Below are 16,991 nucleotides of genomic sequence, written 5' to 3'. Positions count from 1 at the left end.
CGGCCTGGGTAAAGCCACCACTTTCGTTGGTGTAGTTGCCACTGGTCGTTACGCCCAGATTGCCACTGGCCAAGAGTTTGCCGCTGATATCCGCACTGCCCGCAGTCAGATTGAAAGCCCGGGCCGATTGCAGCGTGCCGCTATCCGTCAGCGCACCACTCAGGCTCACGCTATCTGCCGTGCTGCCACTACCGGTGGACAGCAGCCAGCTGCCGGCGTTGTTCAGGCTGGCCAGCTGCAGGCTGCTATAGCCACCCGCTTGTACCCAGCCACTGGCGGTATTGCTGGCGGCAGCGCCTTTGAGCGACAGATTGCCAATTGCCTGCACCGTGCCGCTATTGCTGAAGACCTCGCTGCTATTGCCACTGGCATCGGCCATGTCGATATTGCCGCTGGCATACAGGGTGCCGCTGTTGCTCAGCGTACCGTTAGCACGTAATACCGCATTGCCACTATCCGCTTCACTACTGCCGGTATTGGTAAAACCATTGCTGGCGGTCAGATTCAAAGCCTGGGCCTTGAGCGTGCCTGCATTGCTTAATGCGGCGGCGCTCACGGTCAGACTCTGGCCGGCCTGGGTAAAGCCACCACTTTCGTTGGTGTAGTTGCCACTGGTCGTTACGCCCAGATTGCCACTGGCCAAGAGTTTGCCGCTGATATCCGCACTGCCCGCAGTCAGATTGAAAGCCCGGGCCGACTGCAGCGTGCCGCTATCCGTCAGCGCACCACTCAGGCTCACGCTATCTGCCGTGCTGCCACTACCGGTGGACAGCAGCCAGGTGCCGGCGTTGTTCAGGCTGGCCAGCTGCAGGCTGCTATAGCCACCAGCTTGTACCCAGCCACTAGCGGTATTGCTGGCGGCAGCGCCTTTCAGCAGCAGGGTGCCATCGCTGATAATCTGGCCGCTGCCGGTATTGCTGAAGGATTCCGTACCGTTACCACTGGCATCGGCCATGTCCAGCGCACTCTTGGCGTACAACTGGCCACTGTTTTGCAGACTGCCACCCACTCGCAGGGTTGCGCTGCCATTGTCGGCACTGATGCTGCCTGCATTGCTGAGGCCATTCCCTGCCGTCAGGGCAAGGTTGCCGGCCGTGGTCTCGATGCCCTGAGCGGCATCAGCCACCGTGCTGATGGCTCCGCTGGCATGGAGTGTGATGTCACCTGTGGTCTTGAGCTGGGCTTTGCCCAGTGCCAGATCACCACTGCTGGCGGTCAGCTGCATGGTTTGGCTACCGTACAGCGTTGCGCCATGGCTACCAATGGTGAGGTCACCATAACTGGCCTGCCACTGGCCGCTGCCACTACCCCACTGGGTACCATCGATCGTGCCACTGCCGCTGACGGCCAGGGTGAGATCCTCTCCGGCAAAGCGGACATTGTTGTTGCTCTGGCTATTACTGCTGGCACTGTCGCTGAGGCTGGCGGCCGTCAGGCTGAGGTCACGGCTGGCGATGATGGCACTGCCGCTGAGGCTGGTAGCCCCTTGGCTGACCAGGCTGAGATCTTGCCCTGCATTGAGGCTGGCATCACTCAGTTGCAGGCTGCTGCCATTACCATTGGCAGAGATGGCGACATTGCCGGTGGCGGACAGCTGATTATTCAGCAGAATGCTACCAGCAGCAGTCAGGGTGAAATCACCACTATTGGCTGCGACATTTCCCAGCATGCGCACCCCGACGCCGGCTTCGGTCGACACCAGGAAAATACGGTTGGCATACATGCCACCCAAGCCTGCCGTATCAATCGCAAAGCTGGGGGCACTCCCCACCGGGCTGGTGCTGCCGGTCACACTACGGGTGATATAACTCCAGCGGTTGGGGCCGGTATACACACCAAAGTCGGGTACATTCACCTGGCCGCCAATTGACACCGAGCGGCTGACCAGATCGAGAATCTGCTGGGCAGAGGCATTGATGCCGCTGCCATTGATCAGGATGTCACCCTGAGTGACATTGAAACCGGACAGGCTGCCATTGCCGCTGAGCACAGGCAGGCCCGTGCTGAGGGTGACGCGGTTGGTATTGATGAAACCACAACCGGAGCAGGTAATGCCGTTGGGGTTGGCCACCACGACATCAGCACGACTACCCAGTACTTCGGTGAAACCGGCCAGGGTACTGCGGTTGCTGCTGACTACCTGGTTAAGAATCAGGCTGGCTTCATTGCTGAGGTTGACGTTGGCGTAGACCTGACCTGCCAGCTGTGACTGACGTGTCACCTGGCTGGTATTGGCATTGTTCAGGATCAGACCTTGGCTATTGACGTTGTACTGGGTGTATTGGTTGTTCGACACCCCGGCTGCATTGGCAGTCGCAATATCCACCACGGTTGTGCCATTCGGTGCAACGTAGCTGCGGGTATTGCTGCCGGTTGGCGTTACCGTGGGTAATGGGGGTGCGGCCTGCGCCAGCAAGCTCGCCCCCAACAAGGACAAGCTGGCAGCATTGCGTACCGTAGCCGAGCGCGGGCCACTGCTACGGGCGATTTCGGCGGCGGCCATCCAGCAGTTTTTGCCGGCATTCCAGACCAGACGATAGATCTTGTTCATGACTGATCTCCTTACAGCGCGACAGAAACACGGAACCAGGTTTGCGCCGGTTCGCGGGACATGGTGGCCGGTTTTTCAACCGGGGCAGAACGGAACAGATCCCAGGTAAGGCCACGCCACTGGGCTTGCAGGCCAATGGCAGCACCAGTCAGGCTCCCCCCTTGCAGATCAGGGTTCATATTGGTGACCCAACCGGTATCCAGCGCGGCGTAAATCTTGCCGTTGAGGGTTTCATGACCGATCTGGAATTGCTGCTGCATGGAGAGGTCGTTCCGCCAGTAATAACCGGTATCGCCCGACAGGCTGTTGTTGACGAAGCCACGTACCGAATAAATGCTGCCAATCAACAATTGCTCTGAACCGTACAGCGCGTTGTAAGCCTGCTGGGCGAACACTTCGCTGTCATAGCTGAAATGCTTGCTCAGCAAATCGAATGGCAAGTGGAAATGCAGGTCTGCAGTCAGCTTCTGGAACTGGGCATGCGGCTGCTCGCCCGGCAGAATGCCGGAATCGTGCATGGCACCAAATTCGGCCAGACCACGGGCATAGTCGAGGTCCAGCGACAGATGGCTATTGCGAATAGCGGTGGAATAGGATGCTTTCAGATCGAGTACGCTCAGTTTGCGACTGCTGACATTCAGGTACTGGTCTGCAAAATAGTTACGGGCGTCCTTGGTGGTCAGCGCCGCACCAAAACTCAGGCGGGATACCTGGTCGCGAAACGCCACGCGATTCCAGCTGAAAGTGCTGATCTTGTTATTGCCTTCGGCGGTTTCCTGGTTACCGCTGGGCAGTGTCAGCACATTGATGTAACGCGAGCGGTTCACATCAACGGCAAAGGTGTTGTAGCCATAAGGCAGCGACAGATTGAAGTCGTCAGAAGCGGAATAGTGTTCTTTGTTACTGGTTGGAATCGACTCGCGGTGGGTAACAGCAAACATTTCACCCAGACCGAGCAGGTTATCCAGCGTCAGTGTCGCTGCAGCCTGATTGCCGCCGGTGCTGGTACTGCCTTGGTTGTCATAGGTGACAAACAGGTGCAAGGGCCGGCTAGCCTCATTGTGAATCACAACCGTACTGCCGCCTGGCGTGCCACCAGGCTGGATATCTAGCTTGGCATTATTGGATTGCAGGCGGTTGATCTGGTCGATGCCCTGTTCAAGATCCCGCAGGTTGAGCAGCTTTCCCTGCAAGTGTGGAAAGCTGGTGGCCAATGGCACGCTGCGGGCACCATTGTCATCTACCTTGAATTGTTCGATCACCCCTTCTACCACATCAATCAGCAAAGTCCCGCCACGCAGATCCTGCGCGGGCAAGTAGGCTCGTGTCGTGACATAGCCCTGTTCGATGTAGTCACGGGTGATCAAGCCGAGAATCTGGCTGATCTCACCAACACCCAGACAATGGCCGGCAAACTGAGCATCAATCTGCTTCTGGATAGCCACCGTCATGTGTGGGCTGTTACGGATGACAATACGTTGAATATCGTGGCACTGACTGGCCGGAGTGGTGATGGCTGGCTGACTGGGCGTCAGCGTTTTAAGGTCGACACCGCCAGGCTGGATGGCTCGGCGAGCATCTTCGCGATCCTGCTGCAACTGTTGTTGTTGCCGTTGCTGGATGATTTCAGCCTGGCGATTGGCTGCATCGATATCCGATGCCGCATGAATATTTTGCGAATACGCCGACAACGACAACAGGACCAGGCTGACACTGGTCTTGAGGCTTTGCATCTGCATGATAAAACTCCCTGAACATTCTTATGGATTATTTATTTTTTTAATCATGCCGACAGCACCAGGAATTAATTCCAAACGGTTGCCAATAGCAACAATGCCGGTCAACACATTTATTTTAATTGTTTAATATGTTTTTAGTTAAATCTTGTTAACAGCGTAACGATATAAAATTAATCAAACTAAATCAATTTAAATTTTTATTTAAACCGGGCCGTAAAAAATAAACATTTTATTAAGAATAAAATTAAATTGACCCACTTTTAATGCCATGCAAATGGAAAACTGCGTATAAATTCATTTGTCATTTATCTTAAATAAACTGTTACTTATGAAATCATTGAAATAAAAATATATCAAAACAACATATCGCTAATACACTCCAACAACATGTCATTGGCATATTTTAAAATAAAAAAATATACAACCCCACTTAAATCAAAATTCATCTGGAAAATAAATAAAGATAAACATGTTTTATTATCACACCCCTAGTTAAAAGCGCAGTCAAAACAAATAAGACATTAATATTCAGCAACGACAATCCATCAGACATCAGTTCATGCCAGACAACGCAGCTGCCATCACCGCTGTCTAGTCGCTATCCACTTCTCCCAGCCGCCTGTACAGCACATTTCCACCGTTTTTCTCGATGCGGATTGCCAGATCGGCATCCCGGCACGGCGGCAAGCAGCCATGACAAGTGGCATGCATCTTGCTAGAATTTCATACATTTTAAAAAATATTCATACACAACCAACCGGTCTGGCCATAGCGCCTGCTGGTTTTGTTGAGGATACCTGCATGCACATTCCAGACGGCTACCTTAGCCCGGCTACCTGCGCGCTGGCCTATGCGGTGGCGCTACCGTTCTGGCTGCTGGCCTACCGCCATGCCAAGCGCCTGCTACACACCCGCATGGTGCCGTTGTTCGCGGTGTTTTCGGCCTTCAGCTTCGTCATCATGATGTTCAACCTGCCGCTGCCCGGCGGCACCAGCGGCCATGCGGTGGGAATGGGCATCATCAGCATCGTGCTCGGGCCGTGGGCGTCGATTGTGGCCATTTCCGTGGCCCTGCTGATTCAGGCGCTGTTCTTTGGCGACGGCGGCATTACCAGCTTCGGGGCCAATAGCCTGAACATGGCCATCGTCGGCTCGCTGGTGGCCTGGGCCAGTTATCAGTTGCTGGCGGCCGGTGCCGCGCTGCAATCGCGCCGCCGCGTACTGGCCGCTGCGGTGGCCGGTTATCTGGCCATCAATGCCGCAGCCTTGCTGGCCGCCATCGAATTCGGCCTGCAACCGCTGTTGTTCCACGATGCTGCCGGCACGCCGCTGTACGCGCCCTATCCGCTGTCGGTGGCGGTACCCGCGATGATGCTGGGTCATCTGAGCTTTGCCGGGCTGGCCGAGCTGCTGATCACCGGCGGGCTGGTGGCTTATCTGCAGCGCGCCCATCCCGAACTGCTGTCGCTGCAGGCAAGCCGGATCAGTGTACCGAGCGCAGCGGTGCGTACCACGCGCAAGCTGTGGTACGGACTGGCGGCACTGATGATTCTGTCACCGCTGGGTTTGCTGGCCGCCGGCACCGCCTGGGGCGAGTGGGGCGTGGAAGATTTCGCCAATGCCGACAGCCGCCAGCAGATGGCGCTGGCATCGGGTCAGATTGCACCGCCGGCGGCAGCGCCGGAGGGCCTGGCACGGCTGGCCAGCCTGTGGTCGGCGCCCTTCCCCGACTATGCGCCGGCCTTCGTGCATAGCGCCAATTTTGGCTATGTCTTGTCGGCGCTGTTTGGTGCCGGGCTGATTCTGCTGGCCCTGCTGCTGCTATCGCGGCTGGGCGGCAAGCAAGGCCAGCCGGAATGAGGCAGCCACCACAAGGGCCGGGTGCGGTATGAGCGAGCAATCCTTCATCGCTGGTGGTCATCGCCATGGCGGCCATTTTGCCGAGCGGCTGGTCCATGGCTTGCAGCAGGCACTGGAGCACTCACTGGATGCCGAAGCCATCAGCAAGCAGCGCGGCCTGCTGCAGGGACTGGACCCGCGCATCAAGCTGCTGGCGCTGCTCAGCCTGATGATCAGCGGCATCCTGGCCAGCCAGCTCGTCACCCTGCTGCTGCTGTTCGGCCTGGCCGTGCTGCTGGCCTTGCTGTCGCAGGTGTCCTTGCGGCGGCTGTATCGTCAGGCCTGGCTCAGCGTCTTGCTGTTCAGCGGGGTGATTGCCGTGCCGGCACTGTTTCTGGTGCCCGGTGACATCCCGTTCCGGCTGCCGCTGCTGCACTGGGGCATCAGCCTGCAAGGCTTGCGTAGCGCCGCCTTTTTATTGGGACGAGCGGAAACCTCGGCCAGCTATGCCTTGCTGCTGATGCTGACCACGCCGTGGATGCATGTGCTCAAGGCCATGCGCAGCCTCGGGGTGCCGGTGCTGCTGGTGGCCCTGCTGGGCATGACCCATCGTTATATCTTCGTGCTGTTGCAAACTGCCAGCCAGATGTTCGAAGCCCGCCGCAGCCGCATGCTGGCACCGCCCAGTGGCCGGCTGGCGCGCCAGGTGGTGGCCGCCAGTAGCGGCGTGCTGCTCAGCAAAGCTTTTCTGCTAAGCAGCGAAGTACATCTGGCCATGGTGTCGCGCGGCTACCGTGGCGACATCTACCTGCTGCACAGCTTCCGCACCCGTCGGCGCGACTGGTGTGCCCTGCTGCCGGCGCTGTGTGTGCCGCTGCTGATCTTATGGAAACACGCATGACACCGCCGGTATTCGAGCTGCAAGACCTGAGTTATCACTATCAGCAGCAACAGGCGCTGGACCGCCTGTCGCTGCGTATCGAAGCCGGCTGCCGGGTGGCCTTGCTCGGAGCCAATGGCTCGGGCAAATCCACCTTGCTGCGCTTGCTGAACGGCCTATATTTTGCCCAGCAGGGCAGGCTGCTGGCTTTTGGCGAGGAACTGAGCGAGGCGGCGCTGGCCGAGGATGAGCGCCACTATGCCTTTCGCCGCCGGGTCGGGCTGGTGTTCCAGAACCCCGATGTGCAGCTGTTCAATCCCACGGTGTTCGACGAACTGGCTTTTGGCCCGCTGCAACTGGGCTGGCCGCCGGCCACCATCCGCAGCGCCATTGCCGATATGCTGCAGCGCTTCGGCATCAGCCATCTGCAAGACCGTGCGCCGCACCGCCTGTCCGGTGGCGAACGCAAGCGGGTGGCACTGGCCTCGGTGCTGATCATGCAGCCAGAGGTATTACTGCTGGACGAACCGACCGCCGCGCTGGACCCGCACAGCCAGGGCGAGGTGATCCGCTTTTTGCTGGAGAGCAAGGACAGCGGCCGCACCATCATTACCGCCACGCATGATCTGGACAGCGTGGCCGATATTGCCGACCAGGTGTTCGTGCTGGCAGCAGGCCGGCTGGTAGCCAGCGGCAGCCCGGCCGAAATCCTCGCCGATCACGCGCTGCTGGAGCGCACCCATCTATTACACGCCCATCCGCACCGCCATGCCGACGGTGTGGTACACAGCCACCCCCATCAACATGGCCACAGCCATCAGCATGCCGGCCCGGTCACGGGCTATCGCTACTACCCGGTGCGGCGCAAGCCATCCAGCTGATGCTTCAGCGTTTGCCCGGCCGGCGGTAGCCCATGCCCGGCTTGGCGGCCGCTGCCGTCGGGATCAGCTGCACCTGACCATGGCGCACACCGGTTTCGGCAATCACCGAGCGGGCAAAACTTTCCACCTCGGCGCTGTCGCCACGCAGAATCACCGTTTCGATGCAGTCATCGTGATTGATATGGGCATGCATGGTGGCGACGGCCATATCGTGGTGATCGTGCTGCAGACCGGTAAGGCGCGATGACAGCTGGCGTTCGTGATGATCGAACACATAGCTGAGCACCGCCACGCAGGGGCCGCCCGCACCACGCCCCAGATCCTCCTCGCCCAGTTCCCGCCGCAGCATGTCGCGCACCGCCTCCGAACGGCTGCTGTAGCCACGTCGCGCCATCAGTTCGTCAAAAGCCTGTGCCAGCTCGTCGCTGAGCGAAATCGTCACTCTTTGCATGTCTGCCTCCTGAAAACAGAGGCCGAGCATAGCAGAGCGCCGCCGCCACTGGCGCATTTGCCCTGCCCGTGGCGGGCAAAGCACGGCCGGCATGACCGATGTCATATCGCCCCATATGGAAAAATGCGATATTCCGCCTGCAACGGCACAATGCTGCATTCTGCTGCCCGTGCGGCCTGCCGATTAACTAAGATGACAGGGTTCACATGCCATCCCCATGGCAGTAACCACAAGGAAAACCATTCATGCGCATCCGCCAGCTCTGCCTACCCAACAGCCGCCCCGCTGCAGAACGCTTGCAGCCCCTGCGCGCGATTGATCCGCAACTGCTGCTGGTATTCGGCGCACTGGATTTTTTCGCCGACACACAGGGGCTGGCCACGCTGCAGGCGGCTTTTCCCGACAGCCTGCTGCTGGGCTGCTCCACCGCTGGCGAAATCTCCAGCCAGGGTGTGGATGACCACTCCACCGTGGTCACCGCCATCCACTTTGCCCATACCCGCGTCCAGCCTGCCGTCACGCCCCTGCATGATATGGCCGACTCCGCCGCTGCCGGCGCCCGGCTGGCACGGCAGCTGGCGGCGGATGACCTGCAAATGGTACTGGTGCTGGGCCAGGGCGTGGCCATCAATGGCAGTGCCCTGCTGCAAGGCATCAGCAGCGTGCTGGGCACACGGCTGCCGGTAGTAGGTGGGCTGGCGGGCGACAACGCCGCCTTCAGCCGCACCTTTACCCTGAACGAACACGGCAGCTCGGATCACCAGCTGGTGGCAGTCGGCCTGTATGGCCAGCAACTGCGCCTGGGTCATGGCTCCTATGGTGGCTGGACCACCTTTGGCCCGGCGCGCCAGGTGACACGCTGCCAGGAAAACGTGCTGTACGAGCTGGATGGCACACCAGCGCTGGAAGTATACAAGCGCTATCTGGGTGAATATGCGGCCGACCTGCCCGGCTCCGGCCTGCTGTTCCCTTTCTCCATGCTGGGTGAAAACCAGCAGGATGCCGGCGTGATCCGCACCATTCTGGGCGTGGATGAGGCCAGCGGCAGCCTGACGCTGGCCGGCGAGGTGCACACCGGCTGTTATCTCAAGCTGATGCATGCCAGCACCGACAACCTGGTGCATGGGGCAGAACAGGCCGCCAGCGCGGCTAGCCTGGCCCAGCCAGTGCACGGCGACAGCCTCGCCCTGCTGGTGTCCTGCGTGGGCCGCAAGCTGGTGATGGGCGACCGGGTCGATGAAGAAATCGAAGCCGTGGCCGACGAACTGGGTAGCCACACCGTGCTGGCCGGCTTTTATTCCAATGGCGAAATCAGTCCCTTCGCCCCGGGCCAGCCCTGTCGCCTGCATAACCAGACCATGACCATTACCACGCTTGCCGAGACGGCAGGCGCCCACGACTGATGCGAGCGCAGCAGGCGCCAGCAGGGAATTCATGCAAAACATTCTGATGCGCCAGTTGCGGCGCACACTGGGCATCGCCGACGACGGCCAACTGCAACAGGTACTGGCCGAGCTGGCCAGCCTGGCAGACAGCGCCGCCGTCTCGCCACCGGCCGCCACTGCGCTCAAGGGGCTGGCCAGCCTGCTGGAGCGGGTCAATAGCACTTATGCCCAGCAAGACCGCGACATCAGCCTGCGCACCCGCAGCCTGGAGCTCAGTTCCGACGAACTGAGCAGCGCCAACCAGCGCCTGCAACAAGAACTGGCCGGCCGCGAACACGCCATCAGCCGCCTGCGCGAAACCGTGCGCCTGCTGCAAAACGAAACCGGCATGGCCGACAACGCCGCCCAGGCCGGCGACCTGGAAGCACTGATCAGCGTGGTGGCCGAACTGGTGCAATACCGCCAGCGCGGCCAACAAGCCATCCGCCAGGCACAACTGGCGCTGGAAAACCAGAAATTCGCCCTCGACCAGCATGCCATCGTCAGCATTACCGACCGGCACGGCAGCATTACCTATGCCAATGACAAATTCTGCCAGATCAGCGGCTATCGCCTGGACGAGCTGCAAGGACAGAACCACAACCTGGTCAATTCCGGCCTGCATCCAGCTGGTTTTTTCGCCGAGATGTGGCAGTGCATCAGTGCTGGCAAGGTGTGGACCGGCGAAATCCGCAACCGCGCCAAGGACGGCAGCCTGTACTGGGTAGCGGCCACCATCGTGCCCTTTCTGGATGACGACGGCCGGCCCTACCAGTACGTGGCCATCCGCACCGACATCACCGCGCGCCACCAGGCCAGCGACCGCCTGCAAGAACAATTGCACTTCGTCGAAGAGCTGGTCGAAGCCATGCCGCTGCCGGTGTATGTGAAGGACCCCGAGTGCAAATACCGGCTGATGAACCGGGCATTCGAAGAATACTTCGCCATTTCGCGGCAGGAATTCATCGGCAAGACCTCGTTCGAGCTGATGAACAGCGAGCTGGCCAGCTACCACCAGCAGCGCGACAACGAATTGCTGCAGGAAGTGTCACGCCACAGCTACGAATCCCGCGTGCAGCGGCCCGACGGCGAAGTGCGCGACGGTATTTTCCACAAGGCCACGCTGACGCGACCGGATGGCTCCATCGCCGGCCTGATCGGCACCATTTCCGACATTACCGAGCTGAAAATCCTCGAACGCGAGTCGCGCCACGCCCGCGAAGTGGCCGAAGCGGCCAACCGCGCCAAGAGCGAATTCCTGGCCAATATGAGCCATGAAATCCGCACGCCGATGAACGGCATCCTCGGCATGACCGAACTGACGCTGGACACCGCACTGAACCGAGAACAGCGCGAATACATGACGGTGGTGAAATCCTCCACCGAAGCCCTGCTCACCGTCATCAACGACATCCTCGACTTCTCCAAGCTGGAAGCCGGCAAGATGACCATAGAAGAAACCGCCTTCGAACTGGAAGCGGTGCTGGGCAGCACCATGAAAAACATGGCGATGCGGGCGGAGGGCAAGGGGCTGGAGCTGGCCTGCCGCATTGCCCCGGACATTCCGCCGGTGCTGCTGGGCGACCCCGGCCGCTTGCGGCAGATCCTGCTTAACCTGCTGTCCAATGCCATCAAGTTCACCAGCGTCGGCGAAGTGCTGATCCGCGCCTCCCTGCTGGAACAGGATGGCCGCGAGGTCGTGGTGAAATTCTCGGTCTGCGATACCGGCATCGGCATTGCCCGCGACAAGCAGGAAAGCATTTTCGAAGCCTTCGTGCAGGAAGACAGCTCCACCACGCGCAAATACGGCGGCACCGGCCTGGGGCTGTCCATCTGCAAACGACTGGTATCGATGATGCATGGCCAGATGTGGCTGGAAAGCCGGCCAGGCCAGGGCAGCACCTTTCACTTCACCGTGCGTTTCGCCAGCGTCGACCCGGCCAGCCTGCCGCGCCCGCTCAGCCCGGACGGCCTGCATGGCCGCCGCGCGCTGATCATCGACGACAACCGCATCAACCGCGACATCCTGCAGGAAACCCTGGCCAACTGGGGAGTACAGGCAGAGCAAGCAGACAGCGGAGCCGCCGGCCTCGCCAAGCTGGCCAGCGCCTCACCCGGCTACTCTTTCGTGTTGCTGGACGGCATGATGCCGGAAATGGACGGCTTCGAAACCGCCAGCCGCATCCACGCGCTGCAACTGGCAGAGCCGCCGGTGCTGATCATGCTGTCCTCGGCCGGCAGCCACGGCGCCGAGCAGTATCGCGCCAATGGCATCAGCTGCCATGTGGCCAAGCCAGTGTTGCAATCAGAATTGCATCAGACCATTTTGCAGGCACTGGGTACGCTACCGCCGCCGTCACCGGCCAGCATCAGCGCGCCTGGCATACCGGCAGCGCACGCCAGCCTGCGCATCCTGGTGGTGGAGGATAACCAGGTGAACCAGCAACTGGCCCTCAGCCTGCTCAGCCGCTGGGGCCATCAGGTGGCGCTGGCCGAAGATGGCCAGCAGGCACTGGATGCGCTGGCCAGCCAGCCCTACGACGTCGTGTTGATGGACGTGCAGATGCCGGTGATGGGCGGGCTGGAAGCCACCCGCCACTATCGCCAGCAGGAAGCCGCCGGCCAGCACCTGCCCATCATCGCCATGACCGCCAATGCCCTGCCGGGTGACCGCGAACACTGCCTGGCCGCCGGCATGGACGACTATCTGTGCAAGCCGGTACGTGCCGCCGACCTGCAACAGCTATTGCAGCGCTACGCGCCTGCCGGCAGCCCGGCTTTCGACTACCAGGCCAGCCTGCGCCAGCAGGACCCTGAAGTCATCGATATCGTCGCCGCCAGTTTTCTTGAGTCCTTCCCACAGGAAATGGCCCAGCTGCAACGGGCTCTCCAGCAGCCCGACCCAGTTGCAGTGAAGCGGCTGGCGCACACCATCAAGGGCAACGCCGCGCTGTTTGGTGCCACACCGATGGTGAACGCAGCCGCCCAACTGGAAAAAATCGCCAATCAGGCCGAGCTGCCCGCCCAGCTGCAACTGTTCAGCACGCTGGAACAGCAATTCAGCCTGCTGCGTGCCGCATTGCTGGCCAGGCCACCCACGCAGGATTGACCCTCTGACAGGAATGAACCCCATGCTGATCCAGCTGATTTACTCCAGTACCGCCAGCGCCGATTTCAGCCCGGCGGAACTGACCGCCATCCTGGAGCAATCCATTGCCAACAACCAGGCTAATGCGGTCACCGGCCTGCTGCTGTACACCAATGGCAGCTTTCTGCAATTACTGGAAGGCAGCCCGGCCGCCGTGGATGCCACCTATGCCCGCATTGCCCGCGATCCACGTCACCACGCCATCGAGCCGCATCTGCGCACCCCCATCCACCAGCGCGAATTCAGCCAGTGGCATATGGGTTTTCGCCAGCTGGATGCGGCCACTGCCAGCGCCCTGCCGCAGTTCGCCCCGGTATTCGAGCAGGGTTTCGACCCGCAGCGGCTGACTGCCTCCCCGGACGAGGGGCTGGCCATCCTCCGCGCCATCGCCGGGCTGGACAGCTAAACCGGCCAACGGCCTTACCACTCTGCCATGCCCGCAGCACGCCAGTGTGCGGCGGTATCTGCAATGCAGGCGTAGTCGGACAGATCCAGCGGGCTGAAGCCATCAATAGCTGCCTCCCGGAAAAAAGCCTGTAGTTCGACCGCATGCAGGCTATCGCGAATAGCCTGGCGTAGCCGTGCGACGGTCGCGGCAGGCGTGGACGCTGCAGTGATCAAGGGCAATCCGGGTTGCAAGCGGGTATGGCCGATGCAGGCCAGTTGCTCAAACAGCTGTGGCTGTTGCCGTGCCAGCAAGGCATGGCTGACACAGTCGACTGCGGCTATATCCGCCTTGCCCGCTGCCAGCATGCCGGCCGAGGCGCGATGCGAACCGGAAAAGCTGACGTGAGAAAAAAACGGCTGCACCCCGGCCAGCACGGCCACTTCGGCGCGCAAGGCGTGGTAGCCCGACTGCGAATGCCGCTCGTTGCACACCGCACGCCGGCCATGAAAATCGGCCAGAGCAAGCCCGGCGTCGCTCTTGCGTACCAGCAGCGCACTGCTATAACGCCAGTCGGCACAGCCAGCTAGTTGATAATGAAAGGCTCCCAGCACCTGCACCTGTGCCGGCAATAGTGCGGAAACCGGATAGCCGCAGGACTGGCTGAGCAGCATGCCCGGCTCACGCCAGTGCGCCAGATAATCCTGCGGCCAGTGCAGGGAGGCCGGCAGCGCCTGCTCGCCCAGTTGCTGCAGACGCTGACGCAGCCACTGCCAGTAGTGTTCGGTCAAGGGCTGCGGCCACGGATACATGGGCAGGCTGGCCCAGGCCATGGCCTCAGTGCTCCACGCCGACATGCGGCGACAGGCGGTGGGCCAGCCAGTCGAAACACTGGTCGGCCACGATGGCCAGCAAGGCCACCAGCAGCGCCCCTTGCAGCACATAGGCAGTATTGAAGCCGCTCAGCCCGACGATGATGGGCAGGCCCAGCGTGCGTGCGCCCACAGTAGAGGCAATGGCGGCCGTGCCGATATTGATCACCACCGAGGTACGCACCCCGGCCAGTAACACCGGGGCGGCCAGCGGCAGCTCCACCTGCCACAGAATGCGCCAGCGCCCCATGCCCAGGCCACGCGCCACTTCCAGCACGCTGTCCGGCACCGAGGCCAGCCCGGCCAGCGTACCTTGCGTTACCGGCAACAGGCCGTACAGCACCAGCGCAATCAGTGCCGGCCATTCACCAAAACCGATCAGCGGCGCGGCAATCGCCAGCACGGCCACCGGCGGCAGCGCCTGACTGATGGCCAGCACACTGTCCAGCAAGGGGCGGAACTCGCGCCCGGCCGGTCGGCTGGCCAACAAGCCGGCCGCCACCCCGCCCAGCACGGCAATCAGGCTGGAGGCCAGCACCAGCAGCAAATGCGCCAGCACCAGGTTGGCAAAGCTGTCCTGGGTATAGAGCGGGCGTTCCACTTCGGGAAACAGCCAGGCAAACAGGCCGGCACTGTGCGGCAACAGGTAAAGCAAGGCCAGCAACAGGCCGCTGCTCAGCCACAAGGCCGCAGGCAGACGGGCCGGCTTCATGCGGCCACCGGCAGCAAGTCGGCAAAATGCAGCACGCCAGCCGGCTGGCCCTGTGCATCAATCACCGGCAGGCTGCTGACCCGGCGCGCGACAAAGGCCGACAGCGCCTCGCGCAGCGTGGCGGAGGCAGCAATCGGCTCGCCACTGACTGGCTGCAGCGGCCGCATCCGGCTGGCCACGGTGTCCAGCCCCAGCAGCCGCACGCCGACATCGCTCTGTCCGACAAAGTCGCGCACGAAATCACTGGCCGGATGCAGCAGGAAATCCTGGGCAGAACCCTGCTGCACCACCCTGCCCTTGTCCATCAGCACGATACGCTGGCCCAGCAACAGGGCTTCGTCGATATCGTGAGTCACCAGCACGATGGTTTTGCCGGACAGGGCCTGGATGCGCAGCAGCTCCTGCTGCAGCGTGCCACGGGTAACCGGGTCCAGCGCACCGAATGGCTCGTCCATCAGCAAGACTTCCGGGTCGGCCGCCAAGGCACGCGCCACCCCGACACGCTGCTGCTGACCACCCGACAACTGGTGCGGGTAGCGCGACAAATACTGTGCTGCCGGCAGGTGCAATAGCTCCAGCAGCTCGACCACCCGCTCGCGGATACGGGCTTTCGGCCATTTGAGCAGGGACGGTACGGCGGCGATGTTCTGCTCCACCGTCCAGTGCGGAAACAGGCCCACCGACTGGATGGCATAGCCGATGCGACGGCGCAGCACCTCGGGCGGCTGGCTGCGGATATCCTCGCCGGCCAGCCGTATGCTGCCGCTGTCCGGCTCGATCAGCCGGTTGATCATCTTCAGCGTGGTGGATTTGCCCGAGCCGGAAGTGCCGATCAGCACCGCCAGCTCGCCGGCGGCCACCTGCAGGTCGACATCGGCCACCGCCTGCCAGCCATTGAAAAACTTGTTTACTGCCTTGAGTTCAAGCATGGTCATCAGCCCCTTTCAGCCGGGCAATCAGCAGGCGAAACGCCACGTCCACCAGCAAGGCCAGCAGCAGCACCGGCAACACCCCCAGCAATACCTGGTCGAGTGCGCTGGCCGACAGGCCCTGGAACATGATGGCGCCAAAGCCACCCGCTCCAATCAGCGCCGCCACCGCCGCCAGCCCCACCGCCTGCACAGCAGTAATGCGCAGGCCGCTGAGAAACACCGGCAGCGCCAGCGGGGTTTCCACCTGCAGCATGATCTGCCACGGTGTCATGCCCATGCCACGCGCGGCCTCGCGCACCGCAGGCGGCACCTGCTGCAAGCCGGCCAGCGTGCCACGCACCACCGGCAACAGCGCATACAGGCTGAGCGCTAGCAAGGCCGGTGCCAGCCCGACGCCGGCAATGCCCAGGCCGGGCAACTGCCGGCCCAGCCAGGCCAGTGGGCCGATCAGCAGGCCGAACAGCGCTATCGACGGAATGGTCTGCAATACATTGAGTACGGGAAACAGCAGCCGGGCAAAGCGGGCCGAGCGATAGGCCCACACCCCCAGCGCGCCGCCCAGCAGCAGCGCCGGCAGCACGGAAAACAGCACCAGCTGCAGATGGCGCAACAGGGCATCGTCAAACGCGTCCTGGTTATTGTGGTACTCGCGCAGCAGCGACAGGCTGTCCAGCCTGCCGGACAGCAACAGCCACAGCAGCGGCAGCTGGGCCAGCAACAGCAGCAACACGCGCCGCGGCAGGCCGCCAGCCAATACCTGCAGTGCTTCGGCCAGCTGCAGCAACAGCAACAACTGCAACAGCCAGAAGCCACCGCCAAACGACACCCGCGCCAGCGCATCCTCGCCGCCGGCGCGCAGCGTGGCCTCGCTGCCGGCCAGCCACCACAGCGCCGCACCCAGCCACAGCGCTGCCAGATATACCAGCCGTTCGCGCAGCACAGCTGGCCGCCACCACGGTGCCAGCAGCAGCGGCAAGACTGGCAGCAGCACCAGCCAGCGCAGGCCGGAGCCGCCCTGCAGCAAATCAAGCAGAGCGATGCCCTGCCCGGTCAGCAGGCGGTTGGGCGCATAGGTGAGCAAGGGCAGGCCCAGCGCCGCCGCCAGCGACAGCAACACCAGCAGCAGGCGCACCCGGCTATACAGACGCATGCATCACCCCTGCAGGCCAGAAGCGCC

General features: G+C 61.7%; 13 protein-coding genes. 6 read left to right on the top strand and 7 right to left on the bottom strand.

What is annotated here, in order from left to right:
• Both H2Z84_RS02625 and H2Z84_RS02620 read right to left on the bottom strand, forming a co-directional pair.
• Positions 1–2,551 (bottom strand): two-partner secretion domain-containing protein (locus H2Z84_RS02625; RefSeq protein ID WP_181834605.1); only part of this gene is annotated, 2,551 nt, incomplete at its 3' end.
• A gap of 11 nt (positions 2,552–2,562) precedes the next feature.
• On the bottom strand, positions 2,563–4,290 hold the full coding sequence (locus tag H2Z84_RS02620) for a ShlB/FhaC/HecB family hemolysin secretion/activation protein (protein WP_181834604.1): 1,728 nt from the start codon (positions 4,288–4,290) through the stop codon (positions 2,563–2,565).
• An 801-nt stretch (positions 4,291–5,091) separates the two neighbouring features.
• On the opposite strand from H2Z84_RS02620, the gene cbiM reads away from it, so the two are divergent.
• The 3 genes from cbiM to H2Z84_RS02605 are packed head-to-tail and all read left to right on the top strand — an operon-like array spanning position 5,092 to position 7,890.
• Positions 5,092–6,150 (top strand): cobalt transporter CbiM, encoded by a 1,059-nt coding sequence (cbiM, locus tag H2Z84_RS02615; protein ID WP_181834603.1) that lies wholly within the window; start codon positions 5,092–5,094, stop codon positions 6,148–6,150.
• 28 nt (positions 6,151–6,178) lie between these two features.
• On the top strand, positions 6,179–7,030 hold the full coding sequence (gene cbiQ / locus H2Z84_RS02610; protein WP_181834602.1) for a cobalt ECF transporter T component CbiQ: 852 nt from the start codon (positions 6,179–6,181) through the stop codon (positions 7,028–7,030).
• Positions 7,027–7,890, top strand: coding sequence for an energy-coupling factor ABC transporter ATP-binding protein (locus H2Z84_RS02605; protein ID WP_181834601.1), 864 nt, complete (start codon positions 7,027–7,029; stop codon positions 7,888–7,890). The genes cbiQ and H2Z84_RS02605 overlap by 4 nt, the downstream gene beginning before the upstream one ends.
• Positions 7,891–7,894: 4 nt before the next feature.
• Here H2Z84_RS02605 and nikR read toward each other — a convergent pair whose 3' ends face one another.
• Positions 7,895–8,341 carry a nickel-responsive transcriptional regulator NikR gene (nikR, locus tag H2Z84_RS02600; RefSeq protein WP_181834600.1) on the bottom strand — a complete coding sequence of 149 codons (447 nt, stop codon included), beginning with the start codon at positions 8,339–8,341 and terminating at the stop codon, positions 7,895–7,897.
• A gap of 245 nt (positions 8,342–8,586) precedes the next feature.
• On the opposite strand from nikR, the gene H2Z84_RS02595 reads away from it, so the two are divergent.
• Genes H2Z84_RS02595 through H2Z84_RS02585 form a run of 3 tightly spaced genes read left to right on the top strand, consistent with a single transcriptional unit; the run spans position 8,587 to position 13,319 of the window.
• Complete coding sequence (locus H2Z84_RS02595) at positions 8,587–9,744, top strand: FIST signal transduction protein (protein WP_181834599.1); 1,158 nt, start codon at positions 8,587–8,589, stop codon at positions 9,742–9,744.
• 31 nt (positions 9,745–9,775) lie between these two features.
• Positions 9,776–12,874 carry a response regulator gene (locus H2Z84_RS02590; RefSeq protein ID WP_181834598.1) on the top strand — a complete coding sequence of 1,033 codons (3,099 nt, stop codon included), beginning with the start codon at positions 9,776–9,778 and terminating at the stop codon, positions 12,872–12,874.
• Positions 12,875–12,896: 22 nt separating this feature from the next.
• Positions 12,897–13,319 (top strand): BLUF domain-containing protein, encoded by a 423-nt coding sequence (locus tag H2Z84_RS02585; protein WP_181834597.1) that lies wholly within the window; start codon positions 12,897–12,899, stop codon positions 13,317–13,319.
• 14 nt (positions 13,320–13,333) lie between these two features.
• Here H2Z84_RS02585 and H2Z84_RS02580 read toward each other — a convergent pair whose 3' ends face one another.
• The 4 genes from H2Z84_RS02580 to H2Z84_RS02565 are packed head-to-tail and all read right to left on the bottom strand — an operon-like array spanning position 13,334 to position 16,964.
• Complete coding sequence (locus tag H2Z84_RS02580) at positions 13,334–14,131, bottom strand: phosphate/phosphite/phosphonate ABC transporter substrate-binding protein (protein ID WP_181834596.1); 798 nt, start codon at positions 14,129–14,131, stop codon at positions 13,334–13,336.
• 4 nt (positions 14,132–14,135) lie between these two features.
• Entirely contained in the window at positions 14,136–14,882 is a 747-nt protein-coding gene (locus H2Z84_RS02575; RefSeq protein WP_181834595.1) for an ABC transporter permease, read from the bottom strand.
• A complete protein-coding gene (locus tag H2Z84_RS02570; protein ID WP_181834594.1) occupies positions 14,879–15,811 on the bottom strand; it encodes an ABC transporter ATP-binding protein in 933 nt (310 codons plus the stop codon). Before H2Z84_RS02570 ends, H2Z84_RS02575 begins: the two co-directional genes overlap by 4 nt.
• Positions 15,804–16,964 (bottom strand): ABC transporter permease, encoded by a 1,161-nt coding sequence (locus tag H2Z84_RS02565; RefSeq protein ID WP_181834593.1) that lies wholly within the window; start codon positions 16,962–16,964, stop codon positions 15,804–15,806. Before H2Z84_RS02565 ends, H2Z84_RS02570 begins: the two co-directional genes overlap by 8 nt.
• Positions 16,965–16,991 lie beyond the last annotated feature (27 nt).

Origin of the sequence: Aquitalea aquatica, from assembly GCF_013911085.1 — a bacterium.
GTDB classification, from domain to species: Bacteria; Pseudomonadota; Gammaproteobacteria; order Burkholderiales; family Chromobacteriaceae; genus Aquitalea; species Aquitalea aquatica.
This window is presented reverse-complemented; position numbering and strand designations above follow the sequence as displayed.